The sequence below is a fragment of the Promicromonospora sp. MS192 genome (assembly GCF_049532985.1).
Classification (GTDB): domain Bacteria; phylum Actinomycetota; class Actinomycetes; order Actinomycetales; family Cellulomonadaceae; genus Promicromonospora.
Genome location: NZ_CP186693.1, coordinates 2,551,729 through 2,567,713, shown reverse-complemented (window position 1 = coordinate 2,567,713; position 15,985 = coordinate 2,551,729). Strand labels below are relative to the sequence as shown.

Sequence of the window (15,985 nt, the reverse complement as noted above, 5' to 3'; positions counted from 1 at the left end):
CGGCCTAGAGTGGCGCCCATGGAGCCCGTCGACCCCGCCCCCGGGCTCGGGGCACACCCGGAACGGCACGTGGCGGCGGTCCTCGGCCCCGTCACCGTCCTGTCGGACACCGGGCCCGTCGCCCCGCGCGGACCCCGTGCCGCGGCACTCGTGGCGGCGCTGGCGCTGGCCGCACCACGTGCCGTGCCGGTGCCGGCACTGATCGACACGCTGTGGGCCGAGGACCTGCCGGCCAACCCTCGTGCGGCACTGCAGAACCTGGTGTCGCGGCTGCGGTCGCTGAGCCCCGGCGCCGTACGCTCCACCTCCGCGGGGTACGTGCTCGGCGGCCCGAGCGACCTGGGCCGGGCGCACGAGATCGCGGCCGAGGCGCGCGAGCTGCTGGCGACCCTGCCGTCGGCCCCCGCCGCTGCGCGGCCCGCTGACGCACCGCCGGACGGCGCTCTGCCGGACGGCGCTCTGCCGGACGGCGCCCTGTCGGACGGCGCCCTGCCCGACGTGGCCCCGCCCGACGGCGCCACCACGGACGTGCCCGGCGCCCCGGGCGCCGCCGTCGACGCCGCCGCCCTGCTGGACGCCGCCCTCGCGTCCTGGCGCGGTGACCCCGGCGCCGAGCTGGCCGAGGCGACGCCGGACCTCGCGGCCGAGCTGCGCCACACCGCCGGCCGGCTCCGTGCCGAGCTGACCGCGCTGCGCCGCCAGGCCGCCGTCGCCGCCCGGGACCACGCGACGGCCGCAGCCCTGGCCGCCGACGCCCTCGCCACCGACCCCCTCGACGGGGACGCGGCGCGCGACGCCATGACGGCACTCGCGGCGTCGGGCCGCCCGCAGGAGGCGGAGCGCGTCTTCGGTCGGCTGCGCCACGCCCTGGTCGCCGAGCTCGGCACCGAACCCGCACCCGACCTGGTGGCCCTGCACGCGCGCATCGCGGCCCGGGCGGAGACCGGGCCGGCCACCGCACGCCCCGCCCGGGGCCTGCGTGCCGCGGCCACGCCGCTGCTCGGCCGCGACGACGACGTCCGCGCCGTCCTCGACGAGCTGACCCGGCACCGGGTGGTGACCGTGCTCGGTGCGGGCGGCCTCGGCAAGACCCGGCTGGCGCAGGAGGTCGCGCGCACCGTCGCCGAGGACGAGGTCGCCGCCGGCCCGCTCGGCGGGCTGTCGGCCGCGGTCGCGGAGCTCGCCGGTGTCCGCAGCGACGACGACGTGATCCTCGCGGTCGCGAACGCCCTGGGTGTGTCGTCCGTAGCGGGCTCGACCCGGCTGGGGGACCGGCTGCTGGCGGGCGACCTGCACGACCGCATCGTCGAACGGGTCCGGACCGCGCGGACCCTCCTGGTGCTGGACAACTGCGAGCACGTCCCGGTCGGCGCCGCCCGCTGGGCGGACCTCCTGCTGTCGGCGGCACCCGGTCTCCGGATCCTGGCCACGAGCCGCGCACCCCTCCAGGTCGCGGCGGAGCAGGTGTACCCGCTCGCGCCGCTCGCCGCGGCGTCGGGCGCAGGCGTCCGGGGCCCGGCCGTCGAGCTGTTCCGTCAGCGGGCGCTCGCTGCCCGCCCCGGCGCCCGGCTGCCCGACGACGTCGTGGCCCGCCTGTGCGACCGGCTCGACGGGCTGCCGCTGGCCATCGAGCTGGCTGCCGCCCGTGTGCGCACGCTCTCGGTGGAGGAGATCGAGCGGCACCTCGGCGCCCGGTTCGAGCTGCTGCGTGGCGGCGACCGGACCGCGCCCGACCGGCACCGCACCCTCGAGGCGGTCATCGAGTGGAGCTGGAACCTGCTGGAACCCTCGCAGCGCGCGCTGTGGCGGCGGGTCGCGGTGCTGCCCGACGGCCTGTCCGCGCAGGCGGCCGCGATGCTCGGACGTCTCGGCGCGGGCACGGACCCGACGGGTGACGTGCCGTTCGACGTCCTGGACGACATCGACGGGCTGGTGCTCCAGTCGCTGCTCGCGGTCGAGGAGGACGGGTCCGCACCCGTGCGCTACCGCATGCTGGAGACCGTGCGGGAGTTCGGCCTGCTCCGCCTCGCGGAGGCGGGGGAGGACGACGACGTCCGCGACGCGCTGCTGGCTTGGGGCAGGGCCGTGGCCGCCTTCTGCACCTCCCGGCTGCTCGGGCCGGAACAGGTGGCGGCCGTCGACCTGCTGCGACGCGAGCACGAGAACCTGCTGTTCGTGATCCGGGTGGCCGTGCGTGCGGGACGGCCGGACGTGGTGGTCCACGGGTTCGTCGCGCTCGGCGGGGCGTGGACGCTGCGCGGTGCGGAGGACCGCGCGGCGGACCTGGCACCCGCCGTCGTCGAGGCGGTCACCGGATGGCCCGTCCCCGCCGCGGAGGCGGACGTCACGGCGCTCGCCCTCGCCTACGCGGCGGCCACCACCGCGTTCTCCCGCACGGGCGCGAACCTGCGCGCCCTGGCCCGCCTGCGCCGGGTGCTGCGGGACCACGGTGACGCGGTCGGGCCACGCACCCGTGCCGTGGCGAGCATGCTGCTCGCCCGCGAACCAGGGGCGGTGCTCGCCCTGCGCGACTCGCCCGACACGCTCATCGCCTTCCTCGCCCACCTCGTCGCCTCCCAGGAGGCCGAGAACGGCGGCCGCCTCGACGAGGCGCTGGCCGGGGCGGAACGGGCCTACCACCTGTCCGAGGGCATCGGCGACGTGGCCAGCCGCGCCGGGGCCGCGCTGTTCATGGCCACCACAGCGTTCGGCGCGGGGGACACGGCGACCGCGGAACGCTGGTCACCCGTGGCCCGCGCGGGGCTGACGACGATCGGGGCCGACGACGCACTGCGCCAGCTCGACTGGGTGGACCTGGGTACCGCCATCGCCGCCGGGGACCTGGCGGAGGCCGAGCGGATCTGCAGGCGGGTCGAGCGCGCCGGGGACGGTGACCGGACCGGGCGCGGGGGAGACGAGTCGCGCGCGGTGGTCCTGGCGGGTCGCGCGGAGATCCTCTGGGCCCGGGGCGACGTCGCCGGCTGTCTCGACCTGTACGAGCAGGCGACGGGCATGTTCGCGGACCTGTCCGGGACGTCGCACGCCGCGGCCGGAAGCGGCGACGAACCGTCGCCGACCGCACCCTGGGCCGTGATCGTGGGGGCCGCGTGGGTGGTGCGGCTCGCCGACGCCGGGCAGCTCGCCCGGGCGGGACAGGTGGCCGACCTCGTGCGCCGTCGCGCCATGGTGCTGTACCGGGAGTGGATGCGGCAGACCCCGGACCACCCCGTGCTCGGCACCGCCTGCCTGGCCGTGGGGGCGGTGCTCGTGGCGGACGGGTCGGGCGGCGACGCCGCCGCGGGGCTGGAGCTGCTCGCCCTGGCGGAGCGGATGGGTTCGCGACAGGACTTCAAGGCGCTGTGGCGCGAGCCGCTCGCCGCCGCCGCGGCCGACCGCCACGGCGAGGCCGCGCTGGCCGCGGCACGGGCCAGGGTCGCCGCGGTGCCGCGCGAGGATCTCGCGGAGCACGCGCTGACGACCCTGGAGGCCGTTCCGGTGCCGCTGCCGGACCGTCAGGCCTTGCGGAGGTAGGCGCGGACGGCGATCGGTGCGAAGACCACCGCGACGACGCCCGCGCTCAGCAGCGTCCAGCCCACGTCGCCGGTGACCGCGCCGTCGTTCGCGAGCGCTCGTACCGAGGACACGAGGTGCGACACCGGGTTGACCTCGACGAGCGCCTGCATCCAGCCGGGCAGGGTGCTGACCTCGACGAAGGCGTTGGACAGGAAGGTCAGCGGGAACAGCACCATGAACGACACGCCCTGCACGAACGTGGCCGACCGCGCGATCACCCCGATGTAGGCGAAGATCCAGCTCAGGGCCCAGGCGCAGACGATGACGAGCAGCCCGGCCAGCACCACGCCACCGAACCCGCCGCCGGGGCGCCAGCCCATGACCAGCCCGGTCAGGAACGTGATGGTGGTCGCCACGACGTACCGGACCGTGTCGGCGAGCAGCGCGCCGGCGAGCGGTGCGATGCGGGCGATCGGCAGGGAACGGAACCGGTCGAACACGCCCTTGTCCATGTCCTCGCGGAGCTGCACGCCGGTCACCACGGACGCCGTGATGACGGTCTGCGCCAGGATCCCGGGGATGATCAGCGGCAGATAGGCAGCCACGCTGCCCGAGACGGCGCCGCCGAACAGGTAGGTGAACATCAGCGTGAAGATGATGGGCTGGATCGTCACGTCGATGAGCTGCTCGGGCGTGTGCCGGACCTTGAGCAGCCCGCGGTAGGCCATGGTGACCGACTGCGAGAGGGTGGTGGCGAGGCTGATCCGGCCCGGCCGGGTCAGCATCGGCGCAGGGGCGACGGTGGCGGTGGTCATGCGGTCACCTTCTCGGTGTGGTTCGGGGTGTCGGCGGGGCTCCCGGGCGTGACGGCGTCGCCGTCGGCCGCGTGGCCCGTGAGGGTGAGGAAGACCTCGTCCAGGCTCGGCTTGTCGAGGCTGACGGAGGCGATGGGCACACCCGCCTCGCGGAACCGGACGAGCAGGTCGGTGACGGCCTCGGCGTGGGGGACCGGGACCGTGATCCGCTGCCCCTCGGGCGTCACCGACCCGGCGGTGCCGAACACCTGCTGCACCAGGCCGAGCGCGGTGCCCAGGTCGCCGTGCTCGGCGAGCCCGACCTGGAGCGACTGGGCGCCGACGGTGGCCTTGAGCTCGTCGGCGGTCCCCTCGGCCACGACCGTGCCGCGGTCGATGACGGCGATCCGGTCGGCGAGCTGGTCCGCCTCGTCGAGGTACTGGGTGGTCAGCAGCACGGTGGAACCGTCCGCGACCAGCCGGCGGATGGTGTCCCACATCTGGTTGCGGGTGCGGGGGTCGAGGCCGGTGGTGGGTTCGTCGAGGAAGATGAGCGGGGGCCTGGCGATCAGGCTCGCCGCCAGGTCGAGCCTGCGCCGCATGCCGCCCGAGTACTCGCGCAGGGGCCGTCTCGCAGCCTCCGTCAGGGAGAACTCCTCCAGCAGCTCGGCGGCCTTGGCCCTGGCGGCCCGCGCCGACAGGCCCAGCAGGCGTCCGAAGACCACCAGGTTCTCGGTGGCGCTCAGCGTCTCGTCGACGGAGGCATACTGCCCCGTCACGCCGATGAGGGAGCGCACGGCGGCGGCGTCGCGGACCACGTCGTACCCGAGCACGCGCGCCTCGCCACCGTCAGGTCGCAGCAGGGTGGCGAGCATGCGGATGGTCGTGGTCTTGCCCGCACCGTTGGGTCCGAGCACCCCGTAGACCGTCCCGGTGCGGACGGTGAGGTCGACGCCGTCCACGGCGCGGTTGTCGCCGAAGACCTTGACGAGGCCCTGTGCCTCGATCGCGTTCGTGTTCATGGTCCCCAGCGTGCGCGGGGCCGCTCGCACGGCACTGTCAGACCGCTGTCACGCCCGGCCACCGGTCTGTCACGGGTCACGCCTTGCTCACGGGTCACGTCGGACGAACCGCACGGCGGCCCCACCGACGAGCACGACGATCCACGCGAGCGCGACCAGGCCGCCGGTCAGCTCCGTGAGCACCGTGTCGGTGGGCTGGTAGAGCTGCGCGGCCGCACGGTCCGGCAGCCAGCGGGCGTGCCGGGTGAGCCCGCCGAGCAGGGGCGACATGATCAGCACGAGCCCGAGCACCGCCACGAGCGCAGGAACGAGGTGACGGACCAGCAGCGCCGTGCCATGGGCGAGCAGACCGATCAGCACCAGGTAGGCGCCGGCGCCGGCGAGCGACACGGATTCCCCACCCGCACCGGCCGACGCCGCCCCGATCGCGACGGCAGGCTCGCCGACCAACCGGGCCGTGACCAGGGCGGCGATCGTCATCGCACCCACGGCCACGGCTGCGGTGAATGCCAGCACCGCGAGCGCCGCCACCGTCTTTGCCGTCAGGAGCACACCCCGGTGCGGGACGGCCGCGAGCGTGGTCCCGAGCTGCCGGCCCGTGTACTCCTGGGCGACCGGCAGCACCCCGAGGAGGAGCAGGCCTGCCTGGACGTACGGGAGACCCGCCGACACGGTGGCGACGGGCGGGGTCACCGGCCCCGCACCCTGTGCGGACACCGCGGTGAGGGCGACGGCGAGCACGACCCCGGCCGCCACCGTGCCGGCCACCGTGAGGATGACCACGGGCAGGCTCCGGAGCTTGTCGAGCTCTGCCGCGGTGACACGGGCGAGGCGCACCGCGATCACGCGTCCCGCCGCGAGAGCACGACGCCCGCCACGGCCAGGAGCCCGAACGCCCAGGCGGCCATCACGAGCGCACCGGGACCGGCGTCGAGACCGCCCTCGACCGTGGACAGGCCGCCGAGGAGCCGGCGCCCGGCCAGGTCCGGCAGCCAGTGGGCGAGCGGAGTGACGGTGGTCAGCAGCAGCGAGACCGACACGAGGGAGCTGTTCGCCACGAGGACCACCAGCGGAACCAGCCCGCTGCGAGCCAGCACCGTGACGGCGAGCGCGATGAGGCCCGTCAATATCCAGTACAGGGCCGCACCGAGCATGCGGGCCAGGGCGACGCCGAGCGGGAGCGCATCACCCGCGTCCCCGATCACGAGCGCGGCGACCCCGGCGCTCACCGGCACCGTCACCACCGCCGTCGCCGCGACGAGCAGGGCGACCGCCAGTGCCTTCGCGGTGAGCACGTGGCCACGGCGGGGCACGGCGGCGAGCGAGGCGGTGATCTGCCGACCGGCGCCGGCGTCGGAGCTGTTCGCCGCGTACTCGCTGCTCATCGCGATCACGCCGACGACCACGGCACCCACCGTGCCCAGCGGGACGGCCGCGTACCCGACCTCGAACGCGGAGGTGAACGTCGTGGGGCCTGCCGAACCGGCCTCCAGGCCGGCGCGGGTGGAGACGGCGTTGAGCAGCGTGATGCCCACCGAGCCGAGCACGGTGCCCGCTACCGCGATCTGCCCGGCCGGCAACGTCGACAGCTTCCGCAACTCCGCGGCGAACGCGCCCGGAAGGCTCATCGGTCCACCTCCTGCGTGCTGCCCGTGAGCGCGAAGAACGCGTCCTCCAGGCTCGGGTGGCCCGCAGTGACCTCGGCCAGGGTCCCGGTGGCCACGACGCGCCCGGCGGCGATCACCACCAGGTCGTCTGCGACGCCGGCCACCTCGCTCATCAGGTGGCTCGAGAGCAGCACGGTGCCCCCGCCGTCGGCATGGCGGCGCAGCAGGCCACGGATCCAGCGGATGCCCTCCGGGTCGAGCCCGTTGACCGGCTCGTCCAGCACGAGTGCCTCCGGCGAGCCGAGCAGCGCCGCCGCCAGACCGAGACGCTGCCCCATGCCGAGCGAGTACCGGCCGACCCGGACCCGGCCCGACCCGGCGAGCCCGACCTGCTCCAGCACCTCGTCGACCCGTCGCCGCGGGATGCCGTTACTCCGCGCGACCCACGACAGGTGGTCCCGCGCTCTGCGGGAGCGGTGCGCGCCCGAGCCGTCGAGCATCGACCCGACCGTACGCAACGGGTCGCGGAGGTCGCGGTAGGGGCGCCCGCCGACCAGGGCCCGGCCGCCGTCGGGCCGGTCGAGGCCGAGCAGGACGCGCAGCGTCGACGACTTGCCGGCGCCGTTGGGGCCGAGGAACGCTGTGACCCGCCCGGGCCGGGCCCGCAGGCTGACCCGGTCGAGGACGGTGCGCGGTCCGTGCCGCTTGACGACTTCTTCGATGAGGAGCATGCCCCCATCCCAGCTCTCGCGCACTGCCGCGTCATCGGACCCAGGGCAGGACTTCGCGCGGCCGATCGGACCATGGTCTGTCGGACCTGGGTCCGATGTGCCGCACCCCGGGGAAACCTAGACTCGGCCGGGTGGAAACGACTGCTCGACCCGTGCTGCGCTCGCGGGTGTGGCTCACCGCGGCCCTCGCCCTCGCGGTGCTCGGCGTCGTGCTCGCGACCACCGGCGTCGAGCGGCCCGTCGCCGTCGCGGTCACCGCGCTCGTCGGCGCCGTGGTCACGTTCTTCGTGCTCGTCTGGGCACTGTCCACGTCGGGCCGGCAGCGCCGGGCCTACGAGGAGGACCTCACGGCATGGGCGGCCGAACGTGCCGCGCAGGCCGAGCGGCTGCGCATCGCCCGCGACCTGCACGACCTCGCCTCTCACGGGCTGGGGCTGATCACGGTGCGTGCTGCCGCCGCGCGCACGCTGGAGGGCCCCGCGGGCGACGTGGAACGTGTGCGAGCCTTGGCGGACATCGAACGGACCGGACGGGCGGCGACCACCGAGCTGCGCCGCATGCTCACGGTGCTCCGGGCTCCCGGCGGTGAGGCGCCGCCCCTGCGGCCCGCGGAACGCCTGGCGGACCTGCCACAGATCGTCGAGGACGCACGGGCCGGCGGCGTCCGGGCCGTCCTGACCGCCGCAGACCTGGCCGACGTGTCGGCCGGCGTCCAGCTCACCGTGTGCGCGATCGTCCGGGAGAGCCTCGCCAACACGGCCCGGCATGCGGGGCCGACCGTCGCCCGCGTCACGGTCGGTCGCGAATCCGGCACGCTGGTGGTCGTCGCGGAGGACGACGGTCCGGTGGCCGGCTGGCAGCCGCACCGAGGAGCGGGCCAGGGTCTGCCTGGCCTGCGCGAGAGGGCGGCGGCCCTGGGTGGCAGCGTCGAGGCAGGCCAGGTCGGCCCGGGCTTCCGTGTCACGGCCCGCCTGCCCGACGGCACGGACGACGTACCGGCCGCGCGCCCCGAGCGACCATGAGCGACCGGACCAGGGTGCTCGTGGTGGACGACCAGCCCCTCATCCGGCACAGCCTGCGGCTCGTCATCGACGGGGCGCCCGACCTCACGGTCGTGGGCGAGGCCCACACGGGTGCCACCGCCGTGGCGCAGGCGGCCCGGCTGCGGCCCGACGTCGTGCTCATGGACATCCGGATGCCCGACGGTGACGGCATCGACGCGACCCGCGGCATCGTCGCCGACCCGGCCCTGGCGGGGACACGTGTGCTGGTGCTCAGCATGTTCGAGCTCGACGAGCACGTGCACGCCGCCCTGCGGGCGGGAGCCAGCGGGTTTCTCCTCAAGGACGCGGAACCCGAGCGGCTGGTGGACGCCGTCCGGCGTACGCGCGCGGGCGAGTCACTCTTCGCGCCGAGCATCCTGCAGCGCCTGGTGGCCCACTACCTGGACCGGCCCGGACCGGCGCGGCCGGCGCGCGGTCCGGACGTGCTGACCGAGCGCGAGACCGAGGTGCTGACGCAGGTCGGCCGCGGCCTGTCCAACGACGAGATCGGCACGGCGCTCACGATCTCGAGGGGCACGGTCAAGTCGCACATCGGCAGTCTGCTGGCCAAGCTGCACGCCCGTGACCGCGCGCAGCTCGTCATCGCGGCGTACGAGCACGGCCTGGTCGGGTCCGCGGGTGACGCGCTCAGCGCACCCGGGTCGTGAGCCACACCCGGGTGGTGCCCGCGATGAGTGCGGCGGCGCCGATCATGTGCAGCCCGACCAGCAGCTCCGGCAGGTCGGTGAAGTACTGGACGTATCCGATGGCGCCCTGCGCCAGCGTGATCACCAGCAGGAGCACGGCCGCACGCCGCACGGCGGCGGGCCCGCGGCGCACCGCCGCGAGGAACCCCACCAGCACGATCGTGAACGCCCACACCGCAGCGGCGTGCCACCTGGTCAGGAGCGCCGGGTCGATGGCGAACCGGTAGCCCACCTCGGAGTCACCGCTGTGCGGGCCGGCCCCGGTGGTCAGCACGCCGAGCACCACGACGACGGCGGTCAGCCCTGCCAGCGCCCAGGCCAGGTTGCGCACGCGCGGGGAGACCACGAGCCGCGGGGCGCCGTCGCCCTCGCCGTGCCGGTGCAACAGGTAGAGGGAGAACGCGACCAGCGCGCCCGAGACGCCGAAGTGCAGGGACACCCAGCCGGGGTGCAGGTGGAGGAGCACCACGATGCCGCCGATCAGGGCCTGCATCATCACCAGCACGATCGGCGCCAGGCCGAGCATCCGGTACGACGCGGACCGCTTCAGGTCGGTGCACACCAACACCGCGAGCAGCACCGCGATGACCCCCAGCACACCGGTCAGCGTGCGGTTGCCGAACTCGATGTACGGGTGCAGCGTCGTCGCCTCGTGGAACTGCGGCGTGAAGCTGCCCGGCTCGCACTGCGGCCAGGTGGAGCAGCCCAGGCCCGAGTCGGTCAGGCGCACGGCGCCACCGGTGCCGATGATGCCGATCTGGCCGATCAGGTTCGCGATCAGGACGGCGCGGGTCCAGTGGCGAATGCGGTCCACACGCGCGGGGAGCGCGTGGAGCCAGGAGGTGGGGGCTGCGGGTGCGGTCACGGGTCCACGCTAGTGCCCGTGGGCGCCGTCGCCTTCCGTGCCGGTGCCGCACCGGGTGTGATTCTTTGCCGACGAGCTGTCAGGACGCGTCGGACGCTCAGGTCACCTGGGTGACCTGAGCGTCCGACAGGGGTCCTGGGGTCAGAGACCGCTGACGTTCAGCAGCAGGTTCGGCGAGCCCGTGCCCGGGTCGGTCACGACGTCCTGCAGCGCGGAGCCCGTCAGCGCGTCGCCGACCTCGGCCGGCGTCGCGGCCGGGTTGCCGCCGAGGACGAGCGCTGCGGCGCCCGCGACGTGCGGCGTGGCCATCGAGGTACCGCTGATGGTGTTGGTGGCGGTGTCCCCGGTGTACCAGGCCGACGTGATGTCGCTGCCCGGCGCGAAGATGTCCACGCAGCTGCCGATGTTCGAGTACTCGGCACGGGCGTCCGTGTCCTCGGTGGCACCGACCGTGAGGGCCTCCGGGGTGGAGCCCGGCGAGCCGTCGCACGCGTCGGCCGCGTAGTCGTTGCCCGCCGCCAGGGCGAACGTGACACCGTCGGCGACGGCGGCGGACACGGCGTCGTTCACGGCCTGCGAGAAGCCGCCGCCGAGCGACATGTTGGCCACGGCCGGCTCGCCGGCCTCGTGGTCGGCGGTCACCCAGTCGATGCCGGCGATGACGCCGTCGTAGGTGCCCGAACCGCTGCAGTCCAGCACGCGGACCGCGACGAGCGAGACCTCCTTGGCCACGCCGTGCGCCGCCCCGCCGACCGTGCCCGCGACGTGCGTGCCGTGGCCCGCGCAGTCGGTGGCGTCGTCGTCGTTGTCCACGGTGTCGGTACCGCTGACCGCACGGCCGCCGAAGTCCTCGTGGGTGGTGAGGATGCCCGTGTCGACGATGTAGGCGGTGACGCCGCTGCCGGAGTTCCCGTACGTGTACGAGTCGTCCAGCGGCAGGCTCTCCTGGTCGATCCGGTCCAGGCCCCAGGAAGGCACCGGTGACTGCGTGTCGGTGGCCGTCATGACGCGGTTCTGCTCGACGTACGCGACCGACGGGTCGGCCTCGAGCCGCTCGGCCTGTGCCGCCGACATCGACGCGGAGAAGCCGCGCACCGCGTTCGTGTACGAGTGGCGCACCTGGCCGCCGTACTCCTGCACCAGGCTGCTGGCGGTGCTGCGGACCTGGCTCTCGCTGACATCGCTGTCCTTGAGGACCACGATGTACGAGTCCTCGACCAGCGCGCCCGCGACGGGTGCCGGCGCCTCGTCCGGCGTCGCCGAGGCCACGGCCGCTGCGGCCGGGGCCGCCGCGAGGGCGAGGGCGATACCGGCACCGACGATCAGCCGACGGCGGTTGCTGTGAGTGGAAGTCACGCTGCCTCCCTGGGGAATGTAGGTGAAGTGAACCCTAAATGGGCGAATTTCACCCGCCAACCCCACGAAAAGGTCATACCTCCCGCGTATGAGGTGAGGTACGCGTTTCCCCCGACGAGCCCCGGGCGCGGTGCCCCGCAGGGCCCGGACGCCGGCTCAGTGCCAGCGGAACAACCGAGCGGCCCCGGCTCCCAGCGCCGCCGTCCAGGCCAGCAGCACCACTACCGAGAACGGGGGTACGGCGCCGTGCAGCAGCGCGCCGCGCATCGCCTCGCCCAGCGCGCCGGACGGCAGCAGCACCGCCGCGTGCGCGAGCGGTCCTGCGAGCTGCTGCGCGGGCAGCAGCACCCCGCCGCCCACCGTGAGCAGCACGAGCACGAGGTTGGCCACGGCGAGCACACCCTCCGCGCGCAAGGTCCCCGCCAGCAGCAGGGCCAGGGCCGTGAACGCGGCGGTGCCCAGCAGCCCCGCGCCGAGCACGGCGGGCAGTGCCCCCAGCTCGGGCTGCCACCCGAGGGCCAGGGCGACGCCGGCGATGACGACCACCTGCACCACCTCGACGGCGAGCACGCCGAGCACCTTGCCGGCCAGCAGCCCGGTGCGGCCGAGCGGCGTCGTGGCCATGAGCCGCAGCACGCCGTTGCGCCGGTCGAACGCGGTGGCGATGGCCTGGGACGTGAACGCCGTGGACATCACGGCCAGCGCGAGCACGCCGGGCGTCACGAAGTCGACGCGCGAGAGCCCGTGCGTGTCCAGGTCGATGAACGACGTGCGCACGAGGGCCACCAGGACCAGCACCGGCAGCACGATCGTCACCAGGAGCTGCTCGCCGTTGCGCAGGATCGCCCGGGTCTCGAAGGACGCCTGGGCCGCGATCCGGCGCACCACGGGAGCGGCGGCGGCGCGTGCTGCGGGTACGGCAGCGGGCGTGGCGGGCGCCGTGTCGGTGCTCATCGCAGGTTCCTCCCGGTGAGGTCGAGGAACACGTCCTCGAGCGTCCGGCTGCCCGTGGTGACCGACCGGGCGAGCACGCCCTGTCCGGCGAGCCACCCGGTCACGGCGGCGAGCGCCGCCGGGTCGACGGGCCCGGTCACGGTGTACACCCCGGGCTCGCCCTCGCCGACCACCCACTCGCCCGGGCGGAGGGTGGTGCGGAGCGGGGTGAGGTCCAGGCCGGGCGTGGCCTCCACGCGGATCGAGGCCGGGCCGGCGCCGCCGTCCGTCAGCTCGCGGACCGTGCCCGACGCGATCACCCGGCCGTGGTCGACGACATGCACGTGGTCGGCCAGGTCGGCGGCCTCGTCCATCAGGTGGGTGGTGAGCACGATGGCGACGCCGTCGGCCCGCAGCTCGCGCACGAGGTCCCAGACGGCGCGCCGGCTCTGCGGGTCCATGCCGGCGCTGGGCTCGTCGAGGAACACGACCTCGGGCCGGCCGATCACCGCGGCGGCGAGCGCCACACGCTGCCGCTGCCCGCCGGACAGGCGGCGCACCGTGGTGCGGGCGAAGGCGTGCAGGCCGAGGCGGTCGGCGAGCTCGCCGACGGCGCGCGGTGCGGCGTACATGGCGGAGACGTGGCGCAGCAGCTCCAGCGCGCGCACCCCGGTGGGCAGGCCGCCGTCCTGCAGCATGACGCCGACGCGCGGCCGCAGGGCACGGGCGTCGGCGACGGGGTCGAGGCCGAGCACGCGCACGGTGCCGGCGTCGGGGGAGCGCAGGCCCTCGCAGCACTCGATCGTGGTGGTCTTGCCCGCGCCGTTGGGGCCCAGCACGGCGGTGACGGCGCCCGGTCGTGCGACGAGGTCGAGGCCGTCCACGACGGCGCGGCCGTCGTAGCGCTTGACGAGGCCGCGCACCTGGACGGCGGGGCCGGCGGGGCTGGTGGTGGCGTCCGCGGTGGCCGCCTGGGCGGGGTCGATCGCGGGCGCGTCGGGCAAGGGCACCGCACAATCGTAGGCGGCGGCCGGAGGCGTCGTCGTCGCGGTGGGTGCGCCGGGTGTGTGCCGTCCGTGTGAGATGTGTCGCGATCGGCGGTAACTGAGGCTCGCCTTCCTTGCGCATCTCGAATTAGGGAACAAGGATGTTCTCAAAAGCACAGGCGCTCGCGAGGGCGTACGTACGCGGGGTGAGGTCTGCCCCGGGACCGACGGGGAGGTGACCAGCATGAGCGCACCGACGCAGGTGGCGGCCGGCCACGTGGCGAGCCACGAGACCGACGGCACCACCCGCCGGCGGGTGCTCGAGCTCGTGGCGTCTCGCGGCCCGGTCACGGCCGGCGCGCTCGCCGCGGTCCTGGAGCTGACGGCCCCGGCCGTGCGCCGGCACCTCACCCTCCTGGAGGAGGACGGCAAGATCACGGTCCACGAGGCCTTGCCGTCGGGTGCGCCGCGCCGCGGTCGCCCGGCCCGCCGGTACGTCGTCACGAGCGGCGGCCAGTCCGAGCTCGCGGGCGGCTACCAGGAGATCGCCCGGCAGGTCCTGCGGTTCCTGCGGGACACGGGCGGCAGCGATGCCGTGGCCGGCTTCGCCCGGCAGCGGTTCGACGCCGTCGCCCGCAGCTACGCCCCGCACCTCACGGCCGACACCGCCGAGGGGCGGGCGGCCCAGCTCGTCCAGCTCCTGTCTGCGGACGGTTACGCCGCCTCCGTGCGTCCGGTCCCGGCGCCGCTGACCGGCCCCACGGCCGGTGTCGTGGCCCCGGCCGTCCAGCTCTGCCAGGGGCACTGCCCGGTCCAGCACGTGGCCGAGGAGTTCCCGGAGCTGTGCGAGCAGGAGGCCCGCGCGTTCAGCGAGCTGCTCGGCTCGCACGTGCAACGGCTCGCGACCATCGCGGGCGGCGCGCACGCCTGCACCACGAACATCCCCGTGCACCTGACCACTCCCGCCACGACCCCCACCGAAGGAAAGTGATGAGCGCAGAAACGCAAGCGCCAGAGCAGCGCTCCGACGACGAGATCATCGCCAGCATCGGCGCCTACGAGTACGGCTGGCACGACAGCGACGAAGCCGGCGCGATCGCCCAGCGTGGCCTGAACGAGGACGTGGTCCGCAACATCTCGGCCCTGAAGAAGGAGCCCGAGTGGATGCTGAACCAGCGTCTCAAGGCGCTGCGCCTGTTCGGCAAGAAGCCGATGCCGAGCTGGGGCTCCGACCTGTCGGGCATCGACTTCGACAAGATCAAGTACTTCGTGCGGTCCACGGAGAAGCAGGCCACCTCCTGGGAGGAGCTGCCCGAGGACATCAAGGCCACCTACGACAAGCTCGGCATCCCGGAGGCGGAGAAGCAGCGCCTCGTCGCGGGTGTCGCGGCCCAGTACGAGTCCGAGGTCGTCTACCACCAGATCCGTGAGGACCTGGAGGAGCAGGGCGTCATCTTCGTCGACACCGACACGGGCCTGCGCGACTACCCGGAGCTCTTCCAGGAGTACTTCGGCACGGTCATCCCGGCGGGCGACAACAAGTTCGCCGCGCTGAACTCGGCCGTGTGGTCCGGCGGGTCGTTCGTCTACGTGCCGCCGGGCGTGCACGTGGAGATCCCGCTGCAGGCCTACTTCCGGATCAACACCGAGAACATGGGCCAGTTCGAGCGCACGCTGATCATCGCGGACGAGGGCTCGTACGTGCACTACGTCGAGGGCTGCACCGCCCCGATCTACACGTCCGACTCGCTGCACTCCGCGGTGGTCGAGATCGTCGTCAAGAAGAACGCGCGCGTTCGCTACACGACGATCCAGAACTGGTCGAACAACGTGTACAACCTGGTCACCAAGCGGGCCACCGCTGCCGAGGGCGCCACCATGGAGTGGGTCGACGGCAACATCGGCTCGAAGGTCACCATGAAGTACCCGGCGATCTACCTGCTGGGCGAGCACGCCCGCGGCGAGACGCTGTCCATCGCCTTCGCGGGCGAGGGCCAGCACCAGGACGCCGGCGCCAAGATGGTCCACGCGGCGCCGAACACGTCCTCGTCGATCGTCAGCAAGTCCGTGGCGCGCGGCGGCGGCCGCACGTCGTACCGCGGTCTGGTGCAGGTGCTCGAGGGCGCCTCCCACTCCGCGTCCAACGTCCTCTGCGACGCGCTGCTGGTGGACCAGATCTCCCGCAGCGACACCTACCCGTACGTGGACGTCCGCGAGGACGACGTGTCCATGGGGCACGAGGCCACGGTCTCGCGGGTGAGCGAGGACCAGCTGTTCTACCTCATGTCCCGGGGTATGGAGGAGACCGAGGCCATGGCCATGATCGTGCGCGGGTTCGTCGAGCCCATCGCGCGCGAGCTGCCCATGGAGTACGCGCTCGAGCTCAACCGCCTCATCGAGCTGCAGATGGAAGGGTCCGTCGGCTGAC

General features: G+C 74.2%; 14 protein-coding genes. 5 read left to right on the top strand and 9 right to left on the bottom strand.

What is annotated here, in order from left to right; all coding sequences use genetic code 11:
* Nucleotides 1–18: 18 nt before the first annotated feature.
* On the top strand, nt 19–3,531 hold the full coding sequence (locus ACO229_RS11640) for an AfsR/SARP family transcriptional regulator (protein ID WP_423465022.1): 3,513 nt from the start codon (nt 19–21) through the stop codon (nt 3,529–3,531).
* Here the strand turns inward: ACO229_RS11640 and ACO229_RS11635 are convergent.
* From ACO229_RS11635 to ACO229_RS11615, 5 genes are all read right to left on the bottom strand, one after another.
* On the bottom strand, nt 3,513–4,328 hold the full coding sequence (locus tag ACO229_RS11635; protein ID WP_423465021.1) for an ABC transporter permease: 816 nt from the start codon (nt 4,326–4,328) through the stop codon (nt 3,513–3,515). The genes ACO229_RS11640 and ACO229_RS11635 overlap by 19 nt on opposite strands.
* Nucleotides 4,325–5,329: an ATP-binding cassette domain-containing protein gene (locus ACO229_RS11630; RefSeq protein ID WP_397433532.1), complete on the bottom strand. Its 1,005-nt coding sequence runs from the start codon at nt 5,327–5,329 to the stop codon at nt 4,325–4,327. Before ACO229_RS11630 ends, ACO229_RS11635 begins: the two co-directional genes overlap by 4 nt.
* A gap of 87 nt (nt 5,330–5,416) precedes the next feature.
* Nucleotides 5,417–6,175 (bottom strand): hypothetical protein, encoded by a 759-nt coding sequence (locus tag ACO229_RS11625; protein WP_423465020.1) that lies wholly within the window; start codon nt 6,173–6,175, stop codon nt 5,417–5,419.
* Complete coding sequence (locus ACO229_RS11620; protein WP_423465019.1) at nt 6,172–6,957, bottom strand: ABC transporter permease; 786 nt, start codon at nt 6,955–6,957, stop codon at nt 6,172–6,174. Before ACO229_RS11620 ends, ACO229_RS11625 begins: the two co-directional genes overlap by 4 nt.
* A complete protein-coding gene (locus ACO229_RS11615; RefSeq protein WP_423465018.1) occupies nt 6,954–7,667 on the bottom strand; it encodes an ABC transporter ATP-binding protein in 714 nt (237 codons plus the stop codon). The genes ACO229_RS11620 and ACO229_RS11615 overlap by 4 nt, the downstream gene beginning before the upstream one ends.
* Nucleotides 7,668–7,798: 131 nt before the next feature.
* On the opposite strand from ACO229_RS11615, the gene ACO229_RS11610 reads away from it, so the two are divergent.
* A complete protein-coding gene (locus tag ACO229_RS11610; RefSeq protein WP_423465017.1) occupies nt 7,799–8,689 on the top strand; it encodes a sensor histidine kinase in 891 nt (296 codons plus the stop codon).
* A complete protein-coding gene (locus ACO229_RS11605; protein ID WP_423465016.1) occupies nt 8,686–9,378 on the top strand; it encodes a response regulator in 693 nt (230 codons plus the stop codon). Before ACO229_RS11610 ends, ACO229_RS11605 begins: the two co-directional genes overlap by 4 nt.
* Here ACO229_RS11605 and ACO229_RS11600 read toward each other — a convergent pair.
* From ACO229_RS11600 to ACO229_RS11585, 4 genes are all read right to left on the bottom strand, one after another.
* Nucleotides 9,359–10,282, bottom strand: a complete 924-nt coding sequence (locus ACO229_RS11600) for a COX15/CtaA family protein (protein WP_423465015.1) — start codon at nt 10,280–10,282, stop codon at nt 9,359–9,361. The two genes, ACO229_RS11605 and ACO229_RS11600, sit on opposite strands and share 20 nt — an antisense overlap.
* 141 nt (nt 10,283–10,423) lie before the next feature.
* Nucleotides 10,424–11,638 (bottom strand): S8 family peptidase, encoded by a 1,215-nt coding sequence (locus ACO229_RS11595; RefSeq protein ID WP_423465014.1) that lies wholly within the window; start codon nt 11,636–11,638, stop codon nt 10,424–10,426.
* A 156-nt stretch (nt 11,639–11,794) separates the two neighbouring features.
* Nucleotides 11,795–12,592 carry an ABC transporter permease gene (locus tag ACO229_RS11590; protein ID WP_423465013.1) on the bottom strand — a complete coding sequence of 266 codons (798 nt, stop codon included), beginning with the start codon at nt 12,590–12,592 and terminating at the stop codon, nt 11,795–11,797.
* Entirely contained in the window at nt 12,589–13,575 is a 987-nt protein-coding gene (locus ACO229_RS11585; RefSeq protein WP_423465294.1) for an ABC transporter ATP-binding protein, read from the bottom strand. The genes ACO229_RS11590 and ACO229_RS11585 overlap by 4 nt, the downstream gene beginning before the upstream one ends.
* Nucleotides 13,576–13,801: 226 nt before the next feature.
* Here ACO229_RS11585 and ACO229_RS11580 point away from each other — a divergent pair, with 226 nt between their 5' ends.
* On the top strand, nt 13,802–14,548 hold the full coding sequence (locus ACO229_RS11580; RefSeq protein ID WP_397415280.1) for a helix-turn-helix transcriptional regulator: 747 nt from the start codon (nt 13,802–13,804) through the stop codon (nt 14,546–14,548).
* The gene (sufB, locus tag ACO229_RS11575; protein ID WP_397415282.1) at nt 14,548–15,984 is read left to right on the top strand and encodes a Fe-S cluster assembly protein SufB; all 1,437 of its coding nucleotides are present in this window, start codon (nt 14,548–14,550) and stop codon (nt 15,982–15,984) included. The genes ACO229_RS11580 and sufB overlap by 1 nt, the downstream gene beginning before the upstream one ends.
* Nucleotide 15,985 lies beyond the last annotated feature (1 nt).